This is a genomic window from Variovorax sp. W2I14 (assembly GCF_050435205.1).
Classification (GTDB): Bacteria; Pseudomonadota; Gammaproteobacteria; order Burkholderiales; family Burkholderiaceae_C; genus Variovorax; species Variovorax paradoxus_C.
The window spans coordinates 2,185,092-2,205,212 of sequence record NZ_JBNDJX010000001.1 but is presented as its reverse complement, the minus strand read 5'-3'; the positions used below and the strand labels follow the sequence as shown (position 1 = coordinate 2,205,212).

Annotated in this window: 21 protein-coding genes; 12 read left to right on the top strand and 9 right to left on the bottom strand. The window is 68.0% G+C overall.

The features are described 5' to 3' along the window. Positions 1-13: 13 nt before the first annotated feature. Positions 14-394, bottom strand: a complete 381-nt coding sequence (locus QF040_RS10145; RefSeq protein ID WP_429610920.1) for a tautomerase family protein — start codon at positions 392-394, stop codon at positions 14-16. Positions 395-421: 27 nt separating this feature from the next. Beyond that, on the bottom strand, positions 422-1,093 hold the full coding sequence (locus tag QF040_RS10140; protein WP_429610919.1) for a DUF1294 domain-containing protein: 672 nt from the start codon (positions 1,091-1,093) through the stop codon (positions 422-424). A 270-nt stretch (positions 1,094-1,363) separates the two neighbouring features. On the opposite strand from QF040_RS10140, the gene QF040_RS10135 reads away from it, so the two are divergent. Then, positions 1,364-2,290: a DMT family transporter gene (locus QF040_RS10135; protein ID WP_429610918.1), complete on the top strand. Its 927-nt coding sequence runs from the start codon at positions 1,364-1,366 to the stop codon at positions 2,288-2,290. A gap of 36 nt (positions 2,291-2,326) precedes the next feature. Beyond that, positions 2,327-3,223, top strand: coding sequence for a hypothetical protein (locus QF040_RS10130; protein WP_307505350.1), 897 nt, complete (start codon positions 2,327-2,329; stop codon positions 3,221-3,223). 12 nt (positions 3,224-3,235) lie between these two features. Here the strand turns inward: QF040_RS10130 and QF040_RS10125 are convergent, their stop codons facing one another. Then, positions 3,236-4,111 (bottom strand): CoA transferase, encoded by an 876-nt coding sequence (locus QF040_RS10125; RefSeq protein ID WP_429610917.1) that lies wholly within the window; start codon positions 4,109-4,111, stop codon positions 3,236-3,238. A gap of 159 nt (positions 4,112-4,270) precedes the next feature. Here QF040_RS10125 and QF040_RS10120 point away from each other — a divergent pair, with 159 nt between their 5' ends. Continuing rightward, positions 4,271-5,173: an SDR family oxidoreductase gene (locus QF040_RS10120; RefSeq protein WP_429610916.1), complete on the top strand. Its 903-nt coding sequence runs from the start codon at positions 4,271-4,273 to the stop codon at positions 5,171-5,173. Positions 5,174-5,176: 3 nt separating this feature from the next. Here QF040_RS10120 and QF040_RS10115 read toward each other — a convergent pair whose 3' ends face one another. Next, entirely contained in the window at positions 5,177-5,635 is a 459-nt protein-coding gene (locus tag QF040_RS10115; protein WP_429614640.1) for an Lrp/AsnC family transcriptional regulator, read from the bottom strand. A gap of 116 nt (positions 5,636-5,751) precedes the next feature. Here QF040_RS10115 and QF040_RS10110 point away from each other — a divergent pair, with 116 nt between their 5' ends. After that, entirely contained in the window at positions 5,752-6,360 is a 609-nt protein-coding gene (locus QF040_RS10110; RefSeq protein ID WP_429610915.1) for a glutathione S-transferase, read from the top strand. Between the two features lies 1 nt (position 6,361). On the opposite strand, the gene QF040_RS10105 is transcribed toward QF040_RS10110, so the two are convergent. Next, positions 6,362-6,760: a DUF488 domain-containing protein gene (locus tag QF040_RS10105; protein WP_429610914.1), complete on the bottom strand. Its 399-nt coding sequence runs from the start codon at positions 6,758-6,760 to the stop codon at positions 6,362-6,364. Positions 6,761-6,783: 23 nt separating this feature from the next. Then, entirely contained in the window at positions 6,784-8,652 is a 1,869-nt protein-coding gene (locus QF040_RS10100; protein ID WP_429610913.1) for a PhoX family protein, read from the bottom strand. Between the two features lie 86 nt (positions 8,653-8,738). Here QF040_RS10100 and QF040_RS10095 point away from each other — a divergent pair, with 86 nt between their 5' ends. Beyond that, positions 8,739-9,566 carry a crotonase/enoyl-CoA hydratase family protein gene (locus QF040_RS10095; RefSeq protein WP_429610912.1) on the top strand — a complete coding sequence of 276 codons (828 nt, stop codon included), beginning with the start codon at positions 8,739-8,741 and terminating at the stop codon, positions 9,564-9,566. A 287-nt stretch (positions 9,567-9,853) separates the two neighbouring features. Beyond that, positions 9,854-10,168, top strand: coding sequence for a hypothetical protein (locus QF040_RS10090; RefSeq protein WP_013542063.1), 315 nt, complete (start codon positions 9,854-9,856; stop codon positions 10,166-10,168). A 48-nt stretch (positions 10,169-10,216) separates the two neighbouring features. Here the strand turns inward: QF040_RS10090 and QF040_RS10085 are convergent, their stop codons facing one another. The 3 genes from QF040_RS10085 to QF040_RS10075 all read right to left on the bottom strand — a co-directional run bounded on the left by QF040_RS10085 (position 10,217) and on the right by QF040_RS10075 (position 13,198). Further along, the gene (locus QF040_RS10085; protein WP_429610911.1) at positions 10,217-11,476 is read right to left on the bottom strand and encodes an acyl-CoA dehydrogenase family protein; all 1,260 of its coding nucleotides are present in this window, start codon (positions 11,474-11,476) and stop codon (positions 10,217-10,219) included. Positions 11,477-11,561: 85 nt separating this feature from the next. Then, positions 11,562-12,704, bottom strand: a complete 1,143-nt coding sequence (locus QF040_RS10080) for a DSD1 family PLP-dependent enzyme (RefSeq protein ID WP_429610910.1) — start codon at positions 12,702-12,704, stop codon at positions 11,562-11,564. Positions 12,705-12,907: 203 nt separating this feature from the next. Then, complete coding sequence (locus tag QF040_RS10075) at positions 12,908-13,198, bottom strand: hypothetical protein (protein WP_429610909.1); 291 nt, start codon at positions 13,196-13,198, stop codon at positions 12,908-12,910. A 183-nt stretch (positions 13,199-13,381) separates the two neighbouring features. Between QF040_RS10075 and QF040_RS10070 the strand changes: the two genes are divergently transcribed. The 6 genes from QF040_RS10070 to QF040_RS10045 all read left to right on the top strand — a co-directional run bounded on the left by QF040_RS10070 (position 13,382) and on the right by QF040_RS10045 (position 20,115). Then, a complete protein-coding gene (locus tag QF040_RS10070) occupies positions 13,382-13,648 on the top strand; it encodes a hypothetical protein (RefSeq protein ID WP_013542059.1) in 267 nt (88 codons plus the stop codon). Between the two features lie 153 nt (positions 13,649-13,801). Beyond that, positions 13,802-14,197 carry an acyl-CoA thioesterase gene (locus tag QF040_RS10065; RefSeq protein ID WP_307608269.1) on the top strand — a complete coding sequence of 132 codons (396 nt, stop codon included), beginning with the start codon at positions 13,802-13,804 and terminating at the stop codon, positions 14,195-14,197. Continuing rightward, positions 14,194-15,369, top strand: coding sequence for a bifunctional 2-methylcitrate synthase/citrate synthase (prpC, locus tag QF040_RS10060; RefSeq protein ID WP_429610908.1), 1,176 nt, complete (start codon positions 14,194-14,196; stop codon positions 15,367-15,369). The genes QF040_RS10065 and prpC overlap by 4 nt, the downstream gene beginning before the upstream one ends. A 21-nt stretch (positions 15,370-15,390) precedes the next feature. After that, positions 15,391-18,015: a Fe/S-dependent 2-methylisocitrate dehydratase AcnD gene (gene acnD / locus QF040_RS10055; RefSeq protein ID WP_429610907.1), complete on the top strand. Its 2,625-nt coding sequence runs from the start codon at positions 15,391-15,393 to the stop codon at positions 18,013-18,015. A 22-nt stretch (positions 18,016-18,037) separates the two neighbouring features. Next, the gene (gene prpF / locus QF040_RS10050; RefSeq protein WP_429610906.1) at positions 18,038-19,234 is read left to right on the top strand and encodes a 2-methylaconitate cis-trans isomerase PrpF; all 1,197 of its coding nucleotides are present in this window, start codon (positions 18,038-18,040) and stop codon (positions 19,232-19,234) included. Positions 19,235-19,254: 20 nt separating this feature from the next. Beyond that, positions 19,255-20,115 carry an isocitrate lyase/PEP mutase family protein gene (locus tag QF040_RS10045; RefSeq protein WP_429610905.1) on the top strand — a complete coding sequence of 287 codons (861 nt, stop codon included), beginning with the start codon at positions 19,255-19,257 and terminating at the stop codon, positions 20,113-20,115. Positions 20,116-20,121: the final 6 nt, after the last annotated feature.

Sequence of the window (20,121 nt, the reverse complement as noted above, 5' to 3'; positions counted from 1 at the left end):
TAGCGGGCGACCGCTACGCGTACTGCATCTCGCCGTTTCCGAACGACCAGTTCTCCTTCATCACCTCGACGAGGTTGATGAAGACGTCCTCGCGCCGGATGCCCAGCTTCTCGTGCAGGTCGTCGGCCATGCGCTTGTAGAAGGCCTTCTTCATCTCGATCGTGCGCCCCTGGTTCAGCGTGATCTGGATCAAGACGAAACCCGCCGAGTACTCGACGCCCAGGTAGCTCTGCGGGTGAACCAGGTCCTGCGCGGCATGCCGCGTGATGACCTGGAACTTGTCATCCTTGGGCACGTTGATGGTTTCGGTCATCGCCTGGTAGGCCAGGTCACCGATGGCCGGGCCCAGCGTTTCCGGCGAGGCATCCGACAGTTCGATTCGAACGAATGGCATGGGAGGTTTCTCCTTGGTGGGACCATTTCAGTCTAGGACAGCGATACCCCGCAGCCAGAACACCCAGGCCAGCACCGCCGCGCAATGAAGCACGACAGTGGCGCGGTAGACGATCAGAAAGCTCTGCTTGCTTGACTTGTGGCGCAGCAGCCGTTGCGCGGCCCAGGCACCCGGCCAGCCGCCCGCCAGCGCGAGCAGGTGCAGGGTGCTTTCCTTCGTGCGCCAGCGGCCGGTCTGCGCGGCGCTCTTGTCGAAGGCATAGGCGAAGAAGGCCAGCAGGCTCAGCCCCGGGATCACACCGAGAACCAGCATCGGCAGGCGGCCGGACCAAACGGACGCTCCGAGCAGCACCCCGTACGCCAGAAGGAAAAGCAGGCCCCAAGAGGCCGAGGGTTCGGAAGCGCTGGAGCGGCGCGGATTCGACCGCCTCGATGCGGGGCGGCGATGGCTGTTGATCGGCGTGTGCTTCGGCGCAGTCCGCGCGGCTCCAGCCGACACCGCCTGCACGGCCACGGCACGCGGCCCCTTGCCGCCGACATGGATCTCTTCGAAGCTCAGTTCCATGCCCACCTGCGGCTTGGCTTGCCGGTCGCTGAAGTCGCGCAGGTGCACGAACACATCGGCCGACACCTCGGGACTGCGGATGAAACCGAAGCCGCGGTCGGCCTCCCAACGGACGAGTCGACCTTGGCGTTTCATGTTTGGTGGCGGGCGGGAGGAGGGCACATGGCCGGGATTCTCTCTTGCCCTCGCCGGACCCGGCTTCTATCATCGGCCGCTCATGAACCTGCACCACTCTCCTCCCACTATCGCCTGCCTCTGACGCGCGCCCCGCGCCGCGCTCAGACCCGCAAGTGGTCGCCGTCGTCCGCCTCCTGCAAGGCCGGGTGACGGCCGGATGGTCATGCCCGCCCTCTACAGAAACAGAGCGGCGGGCGTCATGGAGAACTTTCAACAATGAACGCAAGAATGTCTGCCGCCCTGGCCTGGGGCGGCGTGTTGCTGGCTGGCGCGCTGTGGGGCGGTGGCGCGCTGGTGGCGCAATTTCTCATCGAGGGCGGCATCGCGCCGCAGAGCCTGTCGCTGGCGCGCTTCGCGCTCGGGGTGCCGCTGTTGTGGTGGCTGCATTGGCAGGCGCAGCGCATAGCGAAGGCCACCGATGCGCGCTGGCGCGACCTGACCCGGCGCGAGCAGTTCCAGGTCGTCGGCACCGGCGCCGCGATGGCGCTCAACGTGAGCTGCTGGTTCGCGGGCATCGCGCACCTGGGCGCCGCATTGCCGACGGTGATCTCGATCTGCTGTGCGCCGGTGATCGTCGCCTTGGTGTCGGTCGCCCGCGGCTACGAGCGCTTCGGTCTGCGCCTGCTCGGCGGTCTCGTCCTGGCGCTCGCAGGCGTCGCGCTGCTCGTGATGCCGGCCGAGGGTTGGGGCCCGCTGCCTGCCGGGCATGCCGCGGGCCTCGCCTGGTCGTTCGGCTCGGCCTTCTGCTACGCGCTGGTGGTGCTCGGCAACGCGCGCATGCCGGTTCGGGTACCGGCTGTCACCGCGTCGGCGTGGGGCATGAGCGTGGCGGCGCTGTGCATGCTCGCGGTCGCGTGGCCGAGCGGCATCACCTGGCCCGGCGGCGCGGCCCAATGGCTGGGCGCGGCCTATACCGGCGTGGTCACGACCTCGGTGGCCTACCTGGCCTTCGCCTGGGGCGCACGGCGCCTGTCGCCGACGGCCGCGGTGGTCGGCACGCTGATCGAGCCGCTGGTGGCCGCGTTGCTGGCGGCGCTGTTGTTCGCCGAGCCGATGGCGCCCCGGCAGTGGCTGGGCGCCGTGCTGCTCGCGGTGGCCATGCTGCTGCTCATGAGGCGCGGCGCGAACGAGGCATCCGAAACAGAGGCCGATTGAAACCAAAGTGATCGCTCCGTTGTATGGTGTGGCCCCATGAGCAGTTCGCCCCACCTGCCGGCATCGTGGACACGCACCCTGTGCGGCGCCGTCCTTTTCGCATCTTCGCTGGCCTGTTGCGCGGCACCTGCCGAGTCCGCCGCGCCGGCCCAGGCGCTGCGCGACACCCATCAGCGGCTGAGCGACAAGCTCGACCACAGCAGCTTCGGCCGTCCCGTGCAGCTCGATTCGAGCGAAACGCCCGGCGGGCTCGAGGGCGACGTCTACGCGGTGATCGACCACCCGCTGTCGGAGGTCACGGCCGCGTTCAAGGGATCGGCCCACTGGTGCGAACTGCTCACGTTGCACATCAACAACCGGCGCTGCAAGACCGGCACGGCGCAGGGGCGCGAGACGCTCACGCTCTACGTCGTGCGACGCTACGACAAGCCGGTCGACCAGGCCTTCGAGCTGCCCTTCGTCTATCGCGTGGCAAGCGCGACACCCGAGCACCTGTCGGTCGAGCTCTCGGCCGCGAGCGGGCCGTTCGGCACGAGCAACTACCGCGTCACGCTCGAAGCGATTGCGCTCGATGCGCAGAAGAGCTTCGTGCATTTCAGCTACGGCTACGACCACAACATGATGGTGCGGCTCGCCACCCAGGCCTACCTTGCGACCTTCGGCCGCGACAAGGTCGGCTTCACGGTGATGGGCAAGGCGCCCGACGGCAAGCCCGAATACATCCGGGGCCTGCGCGGCCTGGTGGAGCGCAATGCGATGCGCTACTTCCTCACGCTCGATGCCTACCTGTCGAGCGACGCGAAGGATGCCGACGAGCGCCGCCAGCGCCACTGGTTCACGGCGGCCGAGCAGTACCCGCGGCAACTGCACGAGGTGGATCTCGACACCTACCTCGCGCTCAAGCGCGAAGACCGGCAGCGCGACGGTCGCTGAAAACCCGAGCCTTCAATCGGCCAGCGTGAGCAGCGGCACGTCGCGCTCGCGGCTCATCGCATCGAGCTGGGCGCGCGTGCGGGTCGCGAGCCATGCGGCCAGCGCCTCGTGCGTGGCCGTGGCCATCATGTCGGGCGGCGTCACGCCGGCCGCTTCGCACAAGCGATTCGCGAAATGCGGCTCCAGCGCCGCCACCGCCACGCGGCCATCGGCACAGGGATACACGCGGTAGCCCGCATGCGCGCCACCGACCGCGCCCGTGGGCTGCGTGAGGCCCCAGGTGCGCGGCAGGGCGAGCCAATCGGCCGAGGTGTTCAGGGCCACTTCCAGATAGATGCCGCTTGCGTTGTCGCCGCCGCGGGCGCGACGCAGCACGGCCGTCAGCACCGCTTCGCTCGCGAGCACGGCGCCGCCCATGTCGGCGTAGAGCGTGGGCGGCAGCTCGGTGCCGGTCACGAGACCGCTTTCTGCCACGTACGTGAGGTCGTGGCCCGGCTCCTCGGCGCGCTCGCCCGGCGCACCGACGATGGCCACCTGCGACAGCGACGGATGACGCGCCTGCAGCGCAGGCCAATCGAGGCCGAGCTTGCGCAGCGCGGAAGGGCGGAACGAGGTGAGCAGCACGTCGGTCTTCGCAAGCTCGGCGTGCAGGTGCTGCTGCCCCGCTTCGGTCTTGAGGTCCGCGGTTTCGATGGCGATGCCTTCGTGCAGCGCGGCATACGCCGGCTGGTTGTAGAGCGCCATCGGGTCGCCGGCCGGCGGTTCGAGCTTCAGGCAGGTGGCGCCCATCTGGCGGCACCGCAGCAGCGCGGCCGGGCCGGGCAGGTTGAGCGCAAGGCTCAGGACACGCACGCCTTCGAGCGGCAGGAAGGAGGTGAGGCTGGACATGGTTGTCGATCCGGAGAACAGGTCAAAGGACATTCTCACCCGACCCGCGCGGGAGCCAGATTCCGCAAGCCGCCGCGTCGGCGCCGCGCGTAGCATGCGCGATGGCAGCGCACGTTCTTGCCGTTGCCGCACGATCCAACGTGACTCAAGGAGACCCCCATGTTCCAACCTTCCCTGATGAGCGGCCAGCGCATCCTCGTGACCGGCGGCGGCACCGGCCTCGGCCGCGCGATGGCCGAGCGCTTCCTCGGCCTGGGCGCCGACATCGCCATCTGCGGCCGGCGCCAGTCGGTCTGCGAGGAAACGGCGGCCGAGTGGCGCCAGCAGTTCCCGGGCCGTCGCATCGACACCTTCGGCGTCGACATCCGCATCGCGCAGCAGGTCGACGAAATGGTCGAGAGCCTGTTCCAGAGCGGCGGCCTCACCGGCCTCATCAACAACGCGGCGGGCAACTTCGTCGCGCCGACCGAGAGCCTCTCGCCGCGCGCCTTCGACGCGATCGCGAACATCGTCTTCCACGGCAGCTTCTATGTGACGCAGGCGGTGGGCAAGCGCTGGGTGGCCGAGGCCAAGTCGGGCCAATGGAAGCAGGGCGACCCCTTCCGCAGCGTGATGAGCATCATCGTGACCTGGGTGGACAACGGCAGCCCCTACGTCGTGCCCTCGGCGATGAGCAAGGCCGGCATCGAGGTGATGACCAAGTCGCTCGCGGTGGAGTGGGCGCGGCACGGCATCCGCCTGAACGCCGTGGGTCCGGGCGAGATCCCCACCGAAGGCATGAGCAAGCGCCTGAACCCAGGGGAGGAGCCGGGCGCGCGCACCAAGGAGATGAGCCCGATGGGCCGCACCGGCCGCATGAGCGAGCTGCAGAACATCGCCGCCTTCCTGATGGCGCCGGGCCAGTGCGACTGGCTCACGGGCCAGAGCATCATGATGGACGGCGGCAACGCGCTGGCCAACGGCGGCAACTTCTACGAGCTGCGCCAGTGGAGCGACACCGACTGGAAGGACGCGCGCGAACGCATCGAGGCGCAGAACCAGAAGGACAAGGCGCAGCGCTGACGGCTACTTGCGCGGCGGCTTCGCCGCATGCACGGTGACGTGCTTGTTCACAGGGCTGGACAGCACCAGCGAGGTGGTCACCGCGCCGTCCACCGCCAGCGCATCGACCACGCGCTGCAGGTCGGCCGGCTCGGCGATGGCGCAGCGCACGAAGAAGCAGTCTTCGCCGGTCACGCGATCGGCGCTCAGCACCTCGGGCATGGCATCGAACAGCTTCAGGTATTTGGCGATGCCCGTATGTGTGGTGTCGATGCGGATGCTGGCCTGCAGCCCCACGCCCAGCGCACGCAGGTTGACGCGGGCGCCGTAGCCTTCGATCACCCCCGCATCCTCGAGCTTGCGCACGCGCTCGCTCATCGCCGGTTGCGACAGGCCGATGCGCTTGCCCAGCGCGGCCAGGCTCTGGCGCGCATCGGTCTGCAGGGCTTCGAGAATCAGGCGGTCCTTCTTGTCGATGTTCATGGTGTGTTTCATGACCGATGGGTGATCGGTTTGCGGCCCTGATTTTCGATGGGTTGCCATTCGGCGCGAGCGCAGCCGCCGATATCGTGGCGCACACCCTTCAGGAGAAAAAAACGATGCAACTCGTCGGCATGCTCGATTCCCCCTATGTGCGCCGCGCCGCCATCTCGCTGCGGCTGCTCGGCCTTGCGTTCGACCACCGCCCGGTCTCGGTCTTCAGCACCTTCGAGCAGTTCCGCGCGATCAACCCGGTGGTCAAGGCACCCACGCTGGTGTGCGACGACGGCTCGGTGTTGATGGATTCGACGCTGATCATCGACTACGCGGAAGCGCTGGCCGGCCGCAGCCTGATGCCGGCCGACGTGGCACAGCGGCAGTGCGCGCTGCGCATCACCGGGCTGGCGCTGGCCGCTTGCGAGAAGACGGTGCAGATCGTCTACGAACACAACCTGCGCCCCGCCGAGAAGCTGCATCGGCCATGGCTCGACCGGGTGCAGGGGCAGCTCGCTGCGGCGTACTCGGCGCTGGAGCAGGAGGCGGCTGCGATGCCGTCGCCCGATGACGAAGCGATGCTGACGCAGGCCGGTGTGTCGACGGCCGTGGCCTGGTCTTTCACGCAGTTGATGCTGCCCGAGGTCATCGCGCCGAACAGTTTTCCGCTGCTGGCAGCCTATGCCGCACGCGCAGAAAGCCTGCCGGTATTCCTGGCTTCACCCCAGGTGTGATTCAGCCCTCGATGTCCGCACCGCGCTCGGCCAGCAACCCGCGCAGCAGCGAGCGGTGGCAGCGTGATTCGTCCTCGCAATAGCAGCCGACCGCCAGCGCGGTGCCGTGCGAGAGCGCGGCGAGCAGGTCGAGGCTGCGGCTCGCGTCGGCTTCGGCCATCTCGGACTTGTACTTGCGCGCGAAGGCGTTCCATTGCGCGGGCTCTTGCGTCGCCTGCGCCTCCTGGCCCAGCTTCATCGTCTCGGCGGACGGCGCGAGGTTGGGGTACCAGACGTCGTACCAATCCTGCGAGGCGAACTCGGTCTTCGGAACGCCGCGCGGCGGACGGCGAACGGTGCCGATACGCAGGCCCTCGCCGGGTGCCCGAGGCGTACCTAGTCGAACGATGCGGATGCTCATGGGGGGCTCCTTCTGCCTGCTCTTCAGGTGCCGACGATGCCGCCGTCGCGCCGGCGGACCGCCAGGGTTGCCGAACGCGGCCGCGCGCTGCCCGGCGTTGTGCCGTCGGGCCAGGCGCTGTTGGGCATGGCGTTGCCATCGTCGCGCGCCTCGCCCGGATGCTGGATGTTCACGAACAGCGTGCGGCGGTCGGGTGTGACCACGCAGCCGGTGATCTCGCTGCCGTTCGGGCCGGTCAGGAATCGCTTGATCCGGCCGGTCGCCGGGTCGGCGCACAGCATCTGGTTGTTGCCGAGCGAGGCGTACGCGGGCTTGCCGATCACCTGGCCGCTCATGTCGGTCTGAATCCAGAGCAGGCCGCCGCTGTCGAAGTGCAGGCCGTCGGGGCTGCCGAACATGTCGGCATCGGCGGCGGGATAGCGCGCGCCGCTGCCCGCCTGCGCGGGGTCGCCGGCCAGCGCGAAGTGGTCCCAGGCGAAGCCGGTGCCCGCCGCATCGCCGCCGTCCTCGCGCCAGCGCAGGATGCCGCCGAAGAGATTGTCGGCGCGCGGGTTGGCGGCATCGGGCGCGGGCTTGCCGGCGTCGCCGCGCTGGCTGTTGTTGGTGAGGGTGACGTACACCTCGCCGCTGTGCGGATGCACGGCGATCCACTCGGGGCGGTCCATCTTCGTGCCGCCGACGATGTCGCCTGCGAGGCGGGCGTGGATCAGCACCTCGGCCTGGTTGGCAAAGCCACTGGCCGCATCGACGCCGTTGCGGCCGTGCGTGAGTTCGAGCCACCGGCCGCGTCCGCCGGCGTCGTAGCGCGCGACGTAGAGCGTGCCGTCGTCGAGCAGGTGGCGGTTGGCAGCGCGCGCTGCAGCGTCGATGCCGGGCTGCACCTTCTCGCGGCTCACGAACTTGTAGATGTATTCGAAGCGCGCGTCGTCGCCCATGTAGACCACCACGCGGCCGTCTTTCGATGTCGTGCAGGTGGCGCTCTCCTGGCGCTTGCGGCCGAGCGCCGTGCGCTTGACGGGCGTGGACGCGGGGTCGAAGGGATCGATCTCCACCACCCAGCCGAAGCGGTGTGGTTCGTTCGGATGGCGGCTGAGGTCGAAGCGTTCGTCGAAGCGCCAGTATTTGACCCATTGCGTGCCCGGGACCGTGCCGTAGCGGCGCTGTGCGTCCGTCATGTCCTTCGCCGCTTCCTTCGGTCCGCCGAAGTAGCCATGAAAGTTTTCTTCGCAGGTGAGATACGTGCCCCAGGGCGTGACGCCCATCGCGCAGTTGGCGAAGGTGCCGAAGACCTGATCGCCGGCCGGGTTGGTGGCGGTGCGCATCAAGGGCGTGCCCGCGGCCGGGCCGGTGATGCGCATCGGCGTGTTGCCGTGGATGCGGCGCGCGAAGGGCGAGGGCTGCACCTGCTGCCAGCCGGTGGATGTGCGGCGGATCTCGATCACCGAGACGCCCATCGCGTGGAGCGACTTGCGCACCTTGTCCGCGGTCCACACCTTGACGCCGTCGGTGTGCAGCAGTTGCTCGTCGGTGTATTCGTGGTTCATCACGAGCAGGCCGCGATCCCCGCGCGTGTCGAGTGCAAAGAAGTGCATGCCGTCGTGGTGCATCCCGGCCTGCACCGCCTGATCGGCGGCGCTGTTGGCGCCGTCCGGCGCGAAGGCCGGCATCTGGCCCGCGATGCCGGTGGGCGTGCCCCAGGGGTAGAGCAACTGCCATTCGTATTCGGGTGGCACGACGACAGCATCGCGGAGGGACACGGGCACGCCAGTGAACCCGAGCGCATCGCCGTTGCTGCGCGCCGTGGAAGGCACCGCACAGCCTTGGCCGAACAGCGCCACCACGGCGGCGGCCGAACCCGATTGAAGAAGGAAATGGCGACGGTCCAGCGGCATGGCAGAGGTGTTGGGTAGGCGACAGCCGCCATCATCGCCCAGGCACTGTGCCGGGCGATACTGGCCCAAACCCACAGGAGACCCGCATGAGCGATCGCATCGAATGGACCCGCCACCCCGACGGCGTGGTGGAACTGCAGCTGGCACGCGCCGACAAGATGAACGCGCTCGACCCCGCGATGTTCGATGCGCTGATCGAAGCCGGCGAGGCCCTGCGCGGCGACACGGCGGTGCGCGCCGTGGTGATTTCCGGCCGCGGCAAGGCGTTCTGCGCGGGGCTCGACATGGCTTCGTTCGAGCGCATGCAGCAGGGCGCCGGCGAGGGCGTGCTGGGGGAGGGCGCGGCAGGGGCCGATCTGGTGAAGCGCACCCACGGCATTTCCAACGCCGCGCAGCATGTCGCGATGGTCTGGCGCGAGGTGCCTGTGCCGGTCATCGCCGCGGTGCACGGCGTGGCCTTCGGCGGTGGTCTTCAGGTGGCGCTGGGCGCGGACGTGCGCATCGTCGCGCCCGACACGAAGCTGTCGGTGATGGAAATCAAATGGGGCCTCGTGCCCGACATGGCCGGCATGGTGCTGATGCGCGAGCTGGCGCGCAACGACGTGGTGCGCGAGCTCACCTTCACCGGGCGCATCTTCTCGGGCGAAGAGGCGCTGCAGATCGGCTTTGCCACGCGCCTCTCGACCGACCCGTTGGCCGATGCGCTGCGGATGGCGCACGAGATCGCGGGCAAGAGTCCCGATGCGATTCGCGCCGGCAAGCGCCTGCTCAATGCGGCCATGTCGCAGAGTGCCGCGGAGTTGCTGATGGCGGAATCGGTCGAGCAGAAGGCGCTGATCGGGAGCGCTAACCAAGCCGAAGCCGTGAAGGCCAACATCGAGCGCCGCGCACCGCGTTTCGATCCACCCGCCTGACCCGCAAGCCTCCGTTGCGTTGCATCGTCCGCGCTCCGAAAGGAAGCGCGGCGTCTCCCTTTCCGAACGATTTACGCATTCTGATTGCCGAATAAATCGGCATTTAACACACATCGGGTATCGGTGTGTAAGAATTAAGTAGTTGTTTTATGGGAGGGATGGATGGAAATGGAATCACTTTGTGTGCAGAAGGTCACGTCTTGCCGGGGAGTAGTCCCTTGGAAGGATGGCTCCTGAACGCTCACTCCTTAACAATCGACAGCTTTGCCTAGCGACGGCGGCCCCGCATGTCGACCACCACGTTCTTTTGTAACCTCAGCGTGCCCATCCTGGTGGGCGAGGATCGCTACAAGTACATCCCCATCGTCGGGGTTTTCCGCAGCATTCCGTTCGATCAAGTCGATGAATGGGTGATGCACCCCGACGGCGGGCCACGCAGCGATCGCGAACTCGCGGCCGAAGTGCTTGTCGAGATCCGCAAGCCCCTCGGCGCCAGCGGACGCACCGCGCCGCACGCCTTCGATGTGGCCGACATCCTGCAACTGGATCGCGCTGCAGCAATCGTTGTCTCCACTTTCCTTGCCGCGCTGCCTCGCGTCTGAGGCTTCGCTTCCCTCTCCTGTCTCCTTCTTCTTGCGCCTTGACCCAGCTCAGGCCGCAATCGCTCCCACCGCCCAGTAGAACGTCGGCCTTGCTCCGTTGAGCAGGTGGTCGCCGACCACGCGCCCCTTGTAGATCGTCGGGTTGTGCGATGCCAGCGTGCGCGCGTTGCGCCAGTGGCGGTCGAGCCGGCGGTCTTCCTGCAGCGCCGAGGCGCCGCCGATGTCGAAGAGCCGCGTGCCCGCCTGCAGCACCGCATCGACGATGCCGGCCTGCGCCTTCGCGGTGTTGAGCTCCACCTCGAACAGCAGGCTCTCGGGAACGGGCTCGCCGCGCTGGCGGAAGCGGTCGACCTCGCCGAGCCCGCGCGCCACCGCCTGCACGGTGGAGGCCGCGATGAATGCGGTGCTCGCCAACTGGCCGATGACCTGCTGCACCAGCGGATCTTCGCGCGGCGTGTCGCCGCTGCCGTGGCTGTAGACGCGCTTTCGCGGCTGCACGAAGGCCACCGCGTCGCGCACGATGGCGCGCGCAATGCCCGCCAGCGTGGCGAGGTGCGTGAGCTGGAAATGCGCGGTGAGCGGGGTCGGCTGGTCGCGCACGTAGAGCAGCACGTTCTCGGGCTTCACCCGCACGTTGCGAAAGCGCGTGGTGCCCGATGCGCTCAGCCGCTGGCCGAAGCCGCGCCAGTCGTCCACGCGCTCCACGCCTTCGGCTTCGGAGGGCACGAGCGCGATCACCCGGTCGCTGCTGCCATCGGCGTTCAGGCGCTGGGCCGACACCGAGATCCAGTCGGCGTAGAGCGTGCCGGTGCTGTAGTACTTGTCGCCGTCCAGGCGCCACGCATCGCCGTCGCGCGACAGCGTGGTCTGCAGCGCGCCGAGCGCGCCTTCGCCGAGTTCGGTGGTGGCGTTGCCGAAGATCACGCCTTCGGCCGCGAGCCGCATCCACGGGCCATGCAGCGACGGATCGATCTCGGCGAACAGCCGCTCGATGAAGCCGAAGTGCGCGCGCAGGATCTGCGGCAGGTTGGAGTCGGCTTCGCCGAGCTCGATGAGCAGGTCGTACAGCTGCTCGACCGACGCTCCGATGCCGCCGTATTCGGCAGGCACGCGCAGGGCGCCGAAGCGTTCGGCGTTGAGCCAGGCGACCGGCTCGTGAGCCAATTCGCGATCGTTCTCGCGCTGCGCCGCATGAACGGCGATGCGGTTGAAGATGGGACGAAAGCGCGCGAGGAGTTGCTGCGAGGAGGGCGCGGCCGGCGCCACGTTGGCGCGCGCCGCGCGCGGGGTGTCTTGGAGGATGGGCATTGGCCCCGCACTGTGCCCGCCGCCACCTGGCTTGGGAAATGCGCTTTCCGAGTTTGCTTATGCCGGGCGCATCGCCTGCAACGGGCTATCGCTTCCCGCGCGCATCCACCGGCCAGATCGCCACCAGCGCCCCGCCTTCGACCACGTGATAGACGTCGTGCAGGTTCACCGTCGGATCGCAGTGCGGCGTCACAAACTCGATGCGCGTGCCCAGTGCGGGGCGCGGCCCGGCCGGCATCAGCTTGCCGTGCTCGTCGCCGAAGAAGGCGTAGCGGCTCGCGGCATCGGTGCCTCGCGCGACCAGCGGCACGCCGCCGTCGGTGGCAAAGCACTTGGTGCCGCCGTCGACGGTGACCCATTCCGCCGCATTGGTGCTGACCACGGCCGTCTGCACGAACAGGGCCACCTCGAAGGGCGAGGGCTCGGTGCCGGCGGCCAGCACCTGCGTGTATTCCGCGTCCATGAAGACATAGGAGCCGGCCTGCAGTTCGGTGAAGGCGTTCTGCTCCGAATCGAGGTCGTGGGTGCCGGTGCCGGCACCGGTGACGATCTCGAAGTTGAACCCCTTGCGCCGGGCCGCCGCGACGATGCCCGCCACGGTTTCGCGCAGGGCCGCCGCTCTCGCGTCGCGTTCCTCGCGCGCCACGATGTGCTGCAGGTTGCCCGCATAGGCCTGCAGGCCGCGCAGCCGCAGGCCCGGCTCGGCGGCGATGGCGGCGGCGAGCGCGAGCACCTGCGCCTCGTTCGCGGCGCCGGTGCGGTTGTAGCCGGCGCCGTAGTCGACCAGCACAGGCAGCGCATGCAGCAACCCGCTCGCGGCCCGGGCCAGGTCGGCCACATTGGTGAGGTTGTCGGCCACCACCATCACGCCGCCGGGCGCCGCGCGCTCAGCGAGCTTCACGAGGCGCGCGATCTTGCTCGGCGTGACGGCGGGCGAGGTGATCAGCACGCTGCGGATGCCGCCGTCGACCATGATTTCCGCCTCGCCCACGGTGACGCAGCTCACGCCGATGGCGCCCGCGGCCACCTGGCGCCGCGCGATCTCGATCGACTTGTGGGTCTTCACGTGCGGCCGGAGCCCGATGCCGCGCGCCTTCGCAAAGGCGGCCATGCGTTCGATGTTGCGGGTCATCGCGGGCAGGTCGATCAGCAGGGCGGGGGTGTCGAGCAGATGGCGGCCGCCGGGAACGCCGATCAGCGGCGAATTGGCGTGCAGGGGTCTGGGCATTGTTTTGTCTTCCTTTGTTCTCGGATTCGGGAAATCAGGCAATCGGCGAGTCGGGGTCTCGCGACGCAGGGATGCCTGCGCCGCGAAATGATCGCATCGAAACATCCGGAATGCGCGGCCGGCGGGGCAGCTTCTTTCGCTGCACGCAGGCGGAGGTGCTACCGGGGCCGCCTTGCCGTGTGCTTCGGCAGGCTCGCGCCGCGTTAAAGCGGCGGCCCGACGCGCCGCAGCGCCAGCCACCACAGCAGCCCCGCGTTGACCGCCCAACTGCCCGCGAGCAGCATCAGCGCGGTGTTCGCCACGCCGGGCGACAGGTCGAGCGTGAGCAGGCCCAGCGACCACGGCAGGCCGCCCGCGATGGCGAGCAGCATGCCCGCGTCGCTGTCCGGCACGGCCGCGGTCCCGAGCACGCACATCACGCCGGCGACCGTGTAGATCGACGCCGCGATGCGCCAGCCGGGGCGAAAAGTCGGTTGCGAGCGTGCCGTGGACATGACCCGAGCATCGTCGATTGCGGTGACGGCCGTGAAGGCTGGATACGCGCAGGAACGTAGTGTTTTGGCGACGGTTCGTCCGCGGGCCTGCCAACGAAATCACGATCGCGGGGCCTCGCTGCGGCAGCAGAACCTTCACAGCCGTTTCGCGCGACTGTCACTTGACCGCGCCACCATGCGCCCATGGCTGGCCAACTCATCTCCATTGCCCTCACCGTCGACCAACACGACGCCGGGGATTATTTCTGGGTGCTCCTCGAATCCTTCGACAACTCGATGGAGTTCGAACCGCTGATGGAGGCCGCCACGGGCTTCGCCACCTACGGCGATGCGCTGCAGGCAGGCTACGTCGTGCTCAAGGGCCTGTCGGAAGACCTGGGCGTCGGGCCTCGTGAAGAGGGCGACGATGCGAGCCTGATGGCGATGGACGACGTGGGCGACGCCGACTGACGCTTCGCGTCTGCGTGAAGACCCGGCCCGGCAGCGGCTGGGCGTAAGCAGCGCCAGGAATTCGCAGCATTCGCAATAGCTCGCGATCGCCTTCGCAAGAGTTCGCCCTTTCAGTCCTTATGCGAAGCGCGCAATCTGCGTAGATTGCGAAGCATGACGACACCCGTTGGAACAACCGAACTCCGCGAGCTGGTGCTGCCGGTGCATGCCAATCACCGCGGCACGCTCTTCGCCGGCCAGGGCCTGCAGCTGATGAGCAAGGCGGCCTTCCTGGCCGCACGCGGCCTGGCACAGCGCGAGGTGGTGATGGCGGGCGTGACCAGCGTCGCCTTTCTCGCGCCGGTGCCGGTGGGCTACCAACTCATCCTGCGCGGCTGGGTCAGCCGCATCGGCCGCTGCTCGATGACCGTGTGCGTGACCGGCATCGCCGACGTGCCGGGCGTTCCCGCGGAAGAAGTCCTCAAGGGTGTGTTCGAGATGGTGGCGGTCAACGCCGCCGGCCGCCCCACCGGCCTCGATCGCTCTTATCTGAACAAGGAAACCGCATGACCACGACCACCACCACGAACGAAACGGCTGCCCCGGCCGGCTTCAAGCCCAAGAAATCCGTCGCCCTCTCGGGCGTGACCGCGGGCAACACGGCGCTTTGCACCGTGGGCCGCACCGGCAACGACCTGCACTACCGCGGCTACGACATCCTGGACATCGCCGAGGTCTGCGAGTTCGAGGAAATCGCCCACCTGCTGGTGCACGGCAAGCTGCCCACGCGCGCCGAACTCAGGGCCTACAAGATGCGGCTCAAGGCCATGCGCGGCCTGCCGGCCAACGTGAAGGCCGCGCTGGAGAGCCTGCCCGCCGGCGCCCATCCGATGGACGTGATGCGCACCGGCGTCTCGGCGCTGGGCTGCGTGCTGCCCGAGAAGGACGACCACAACCTGCCCGGCGCGCGCGACATCGCCGACCGCCTGATGGCCTCGCTCGGCTCGATGCTGCTGTACTGGTACCACTGGAGCAGCCAGGGCAAGCGCATCGAGGTGGAGACCGACGACGATTCGATCGGCGGCCACTTCCTGCATCTGCTGCACGGCGAAAAGCCCTCCGAGGCCTGGGTGCGCGCGATGCACACCTCGCTGAATCTGTACGCCGAGCACGAATTCAACGCCAGCACCTTCACCGCGCGCGTGATCGCCGGCACCGGCAGCGACATGCACTCGGCCATCGCCGGCGCAATTGGCGCGCTGCGCGGCCCCAAGCATGGCGGCGCGAACGAGGTCGCCTTCGAGATCCAGAAGCGCTACGACGCGCCCGACGAAGCCGAGGCCGACATCCGCCGCCGCGTGGAGGCCAAGGAGGTCGTCATCGGCTTCGGGCACCCGGTGTACACGGTGAGCGATCCGCGCAACGTGGTGATCAAGGGCGTGGCGAAATCGCTGTCCGAGGAGGCCGGTTCCACCAAGATGTTCGACATCGCGGAGCGCCTGGAGACCGTGATGTGGGAGGTCAAGAAGATGTTCCCCAACCTGGATTGGTTCAGCGCGGTGAGCTATCACATGATGGGCGTGCCCACGGCCATGTTCACGCCGCTCTTCGTGATTGCGCGCACCAGCGGCTGGGCTGCGCATGTGATCGAGCAGCGGGTGGACAACAAGATCATCCGCCCGAGCGCCAACTACACCGGTCCCGAAGACCTGAAGTTCGTGCCGATCGCGGCGCGTGTTTGAGAGGCTTTCCGATTCGCCACGATGAACGAACGACACAGAAAACAACTCCCCGGCACCGCGCTGGACTACATCGACGCCCGCGCCGCGGTCGATGCGCTGCAGCGCGGCGCATGGGACACGCTGCCCTACACCGCGCGCGTGCACGCCGAGAACCTCGTGCGGCGCTGCGACCTGACGATCCTCGACGAGTGCCTGCTGCAGCTCATCGAGCGCCGACGTGATCGCGACTTTCCCTGGTTTCCGGTGCGCGTGGTGTGCCACGACATCCTGGGCCAGACCGCGCTGGTGGATCTCGCGGGTTTGCGCGATGCGATCGCGGCCGAGGGCGGCGATCCGTCGCAGGTAAATCCTGTCGTGCCGGTGCAGCTGATCGTGGACCATTCGCTGGCCGTGGAGTGCGGCGGATTCGATCCGCAAGCCTTCGAGAAGAACCGCCAGATCGAAGACCGCCGCAACGAAGACCGCTTCCATTTCATCGACTGGACGAAGCGCGCCTTCGCCAACATGGAGGTGATCCCGGCGGGGAACGGGATCATGCATCAGATCAACCTGGAGAAGATGTCGCCGGTGGTCTGCGTGCAGGACGGCCTGGCCTTCCCCGACACCTGCGTGGGCACCGACAGCCACACGCCGCACGTCGATGCGCTGGGCGTGATCGCGGTGGGCGTCGGTGGCCTCGAAGCCGAGAACGTGATGCTGGGCCGCGCCTCGTGGATGCGCCTGCCCGACATCGTCGGCGTTGAGCTCACTGGGCGACGCCAGCCCGGCATCACCGCCACCGACATCGTGCTGGCGCTCACCGAGTTCCTGCGCAAAGAGAAGGTGGTCGGCGCGTACCTGGAGTTCTTCGGCGAGGGCACGAAGGGCCTCACGATCGGCGACCGCGCCACCATCTCCAACATGTGCCCCGAGTACGGCGCCACGGCCGCGCTTTTCTACATCGACGACCAGACGCTCACGTACCTGCGGCTCACCGGCCGCGAGGATGCGCAGGTCGCGCTGGTGGAAACCTATGCGAAGACCGCCGGCTTCTGGGGCGAGGCGTTGAAGACCGCCAGCTACGAGCGCGTGCTGACGTTCGACCTGTCGAGCGTGGTCCGCAACATGGCCGGCCCTTCCAACCCGCACCGCCGCCTGCCGACCTCGCAACTGGCCGAGCGCGACATCGCCGTCGGATTGGCCGAAGCCCGGCAGCAGGAGGCCGCGGGCCTGATGCCCGATGGCGCCGTCGTCATCGCGGCCATCACCTCGTGCACCAACACCTCGAACCCGCGCAACGTGATCGCCGCGGGCCTGCTGGCGCGCAATGCGAACCGGCTGGGCCTCAAGCGCAAGCCGTGGGTCAAGTCGTCGCTTGCACCGGGCTCGAAAACGGTGGAGCTCTACCTGCGCGATGCCGGCCTGCTGGCCGACCTGGAGCAGCTGGGCTTCGGCATCGTCGCCTTCGCCTGCACCACCTGCAACGGCATGTCGGGCGCGCTGGACCCGAAGATCCAGCAGGAGATCATCGAGCGCGACCTGTACGCCACCGCGGTGCTCTCGGGCAACCGCAACTTCGACGGCCGCATCCATCCATATGCGAAGCAGGCCTTCCTCGCTTCGCCGCCGCTGGTGGTCGCCTATGCCATCGCAGGCACGATGCGCTTCGACATCGAGCGCGACGTGCTGGGCGTGGTCGACGGCAAGGAGATTCGCCTGGCCGACCTGTGGCCGAGCGACGAGGAGATCGACGCGATCGTTGCGGCATCGGTGCGGCCCGAGATGTTCCGCAAGGTCTACGAGCCCATGTTCGCGATCCATGCGGACAACGGCGAGAAGGTGAGCCCGCAGTACGACTGGCGGCCGCAGTCCACCTACATCCGCCGCCCGCCGTACTGGGACAGCGAGGGCGTGGGCGCGCTCGCTGCCGTGCCGCGCACGCTGCGGGGCATGCGGCCATTGGCCCTGCTGCCGGACAACATCACGACCGATCACCTGTCGCCCTCCAACGCGATCCTGCTGGACAGTGCCGCGGGCGAGTACCTGGCGAGGATGGGCCTGCCGGAAGAAGACTTCAACTCGTACGCCACGCACCGCGGCGATCACCTGACGGCCATGCGCGCCACCTTCGCGAACCCGCAGCTCGTCAACGAGATGGCGATGGTCGATGGTGTGCAGAAGAAGGGATCGCTCGCGCGCATCGAGCCCGAAGGCAAGGTCGTGCGCATGTGGGAGGCCATCGAGACCTACCTGAACCGCCGGCAGCCGCTCATCATCGTGGCCGGCGCCGACTATGGCCAGGGGTCGTCGCGCGACTGGGCCGCGAAGGGCGTGCGGCTGGCAGGCGTGGAGACCGTGGTGGCCGAGGGCTTCGAGCGCATCCACCGCACCAACCTGCTCGGCATGGGCGTGATGCCGCTGGAGTTCAAGCCCGGTACCACGCGCCTCACGCTGGGCCTGGATGGCACCGAAACCTACGACGTGGTCGGCGAGCCCAGGCCGCGCGCCGACCTGACGCTGGTCGTGCACCGCAAGAACGGAGAGACGCTCCAGGTCCCGGTGACCTGCCGGCTCGACACGGCCGAAGAAGTGTCTATCTACGAGGCGGGCGGCGTGCTGCAGCGTTTTGCGCAAGACTTCCTGGCCGAGAACAAACTCGCCGCCTGAGACAACCATCATCCAAAACGCCATGGCATCCGCTCCCCAGATCAAGATTCCCGCCGTCTACATGCGCGGCGGCACCAGCAAGGGCGTGTTCTTTCGCCTGCAGGACCTGCCCACGCAAGCGCAGCAACCCGGCCCGGCGCGCGATGCGCTCCTCCTGCGCGTGATCGGCAGCCCCGACCCCTACGCCAAGCAGATCGACGGCATGGGCGCGGCCACCTCGTCCACCTCCAAGACCGTGATCCTGTCGCGCTCCATGCGGCCGGACCACGACGTCGACTACCTCTTCGGCCAGGTCTCCATCGACAACGCCTTTGTCGACTGGTCGGGCAACTGCGGCAACCTGTCGGCGGCGGTCGGGCCGTTCGCGATTGCGCAGGGGCTGATCGACCCGGCGCGTGTGCTGCAGAACGGCACCTGCATCGTGCGCATCTGGCAGGCCAACATCGGCAAGACCATCGTGGCCCACGTGCCGATCGTCGAGGGCGAGGTGCAGGAGACCGGTGACTTCGAACTCGATGGCGTCACGTTCCCCGCGGCCGAAGTGCCGCTCGAATTCATCGACCCGGCCGACGAGGGCGATGGTGAAGGCGGCGGCGCGATGTTCCCGACCGACAAGCTCGTCGACGACCTCGAGGTGCCCGGGGTCGGCACGCTCAAGGCCACGCTGATCAACGCGGGCATTCCCACCATCTTCGTCAACGCCGCCGACATCGGCTACACGGGCACCGAGTTGCAGGACGCGATCAACAGCGACGCGAAGGCGCTGGCCATCTTCGAGACCATCCGCGCATACGGTGCTGTGAAGATGGGGCTCATCAAGGACATCGCCGAAGCAGCGAAGCGCCAGCACACGCCCAAGGTCGCCTTCGTTGCGCCGCCCAAGGACTACACGGCCTCCAGCGGCAAGCCGGTGAGGGCAGGGGACGTCGACCTGCTGGTGCGTGCGCTGTCGATGGGCAAGCTGCACCACGCCATGATGGGGACGGCAGCCGTCGCCATCGGCACCGCAGCGGCGATTCCCGGCACGCTGGTGAACCTCGCGGCCGGCGGCGGCGAGCGCCAGGCCGTGCGCTTCGGCCATCCGTCGGGCACGCTGCGCGTCGGTGCCGAGGCCCGCAAGGCCGACGATGGCGAATGGGTGGTGACCAAGGCCCTGATGAGCCGTAGCGCCCGTGTGTTGATGGAAGGCTGGGTGCGCGTGCCCGGCGACAGTTTCTGATGATGAATGGCAGTTCTCTGATGTCCACCCGCAAGCAACTCAAGTCCCTCGCCGAAGCCCGCCGCGGCCTCATCGTTCCCGGCGCCTTCAACGCGCTCTCCGCCAAGGTCGTCGAAGACCTGGGCTTCAAGGCGATCTACATCACCGGTGCCGGCGTTACCAACATGTGGTTCGGCATGCCCGACCAGGGCTTCATGGGCCTCGCCGAAATCGCCGACCACACGGCGCGCATCCGCGACGCGGTGTCTGTGCCGCTGATCGTCGATGCCGACACGGGTTTCGGCAATGCGCTGAACGTGCGCCACACGGTGCGCACGCTCGAGCGCGCGGGCGCCGACTGCATCCAGTTCGAAGACCAGGTGGCGCCCAAGCGCTGCGGCCATTTCTCGGGCAAGGAAGTGATCGCTACGGAAGAAGCGGTCAGCAAGATCAAGGCGGCCGTCGATGCGCGGCAGGACCAGGACCTCCTGATCATGGCCCGCACCGACGCGGCCGCCGTGCATGGCTTCGAGGCTGCCGTCGAGCGGGCGCAGAAGTTCGCGGAGGCGGGAGCGGACATCCTGTTCGTCGAAGCGGTCACCACGGCCGATGAGATTCGTGCGCTGCCGCAGCGACTGGCCAAGCCGCAGTTGATGAACATGGTGATTGGCGGCAAGACGCCGATCTTCAACGCCGAGGACCTGGGCGAGCTCGGCTACGGCATCGTGCTCTACGCCAATGCGGCGCTGCAGGGGGCAGTCGCCGGCATGCAGAACGCGCTGACCGTGCTGCGCGATGAGAAGCAGGTGCTGGAATCCAGCGGGCTGGTCACGACCTTTGCCGAGCGCCAGCGGCTGGTTGGCAAGCCGGAGTGGGATGCGTTGGAGACGCGCTATACGTGAGGAGGA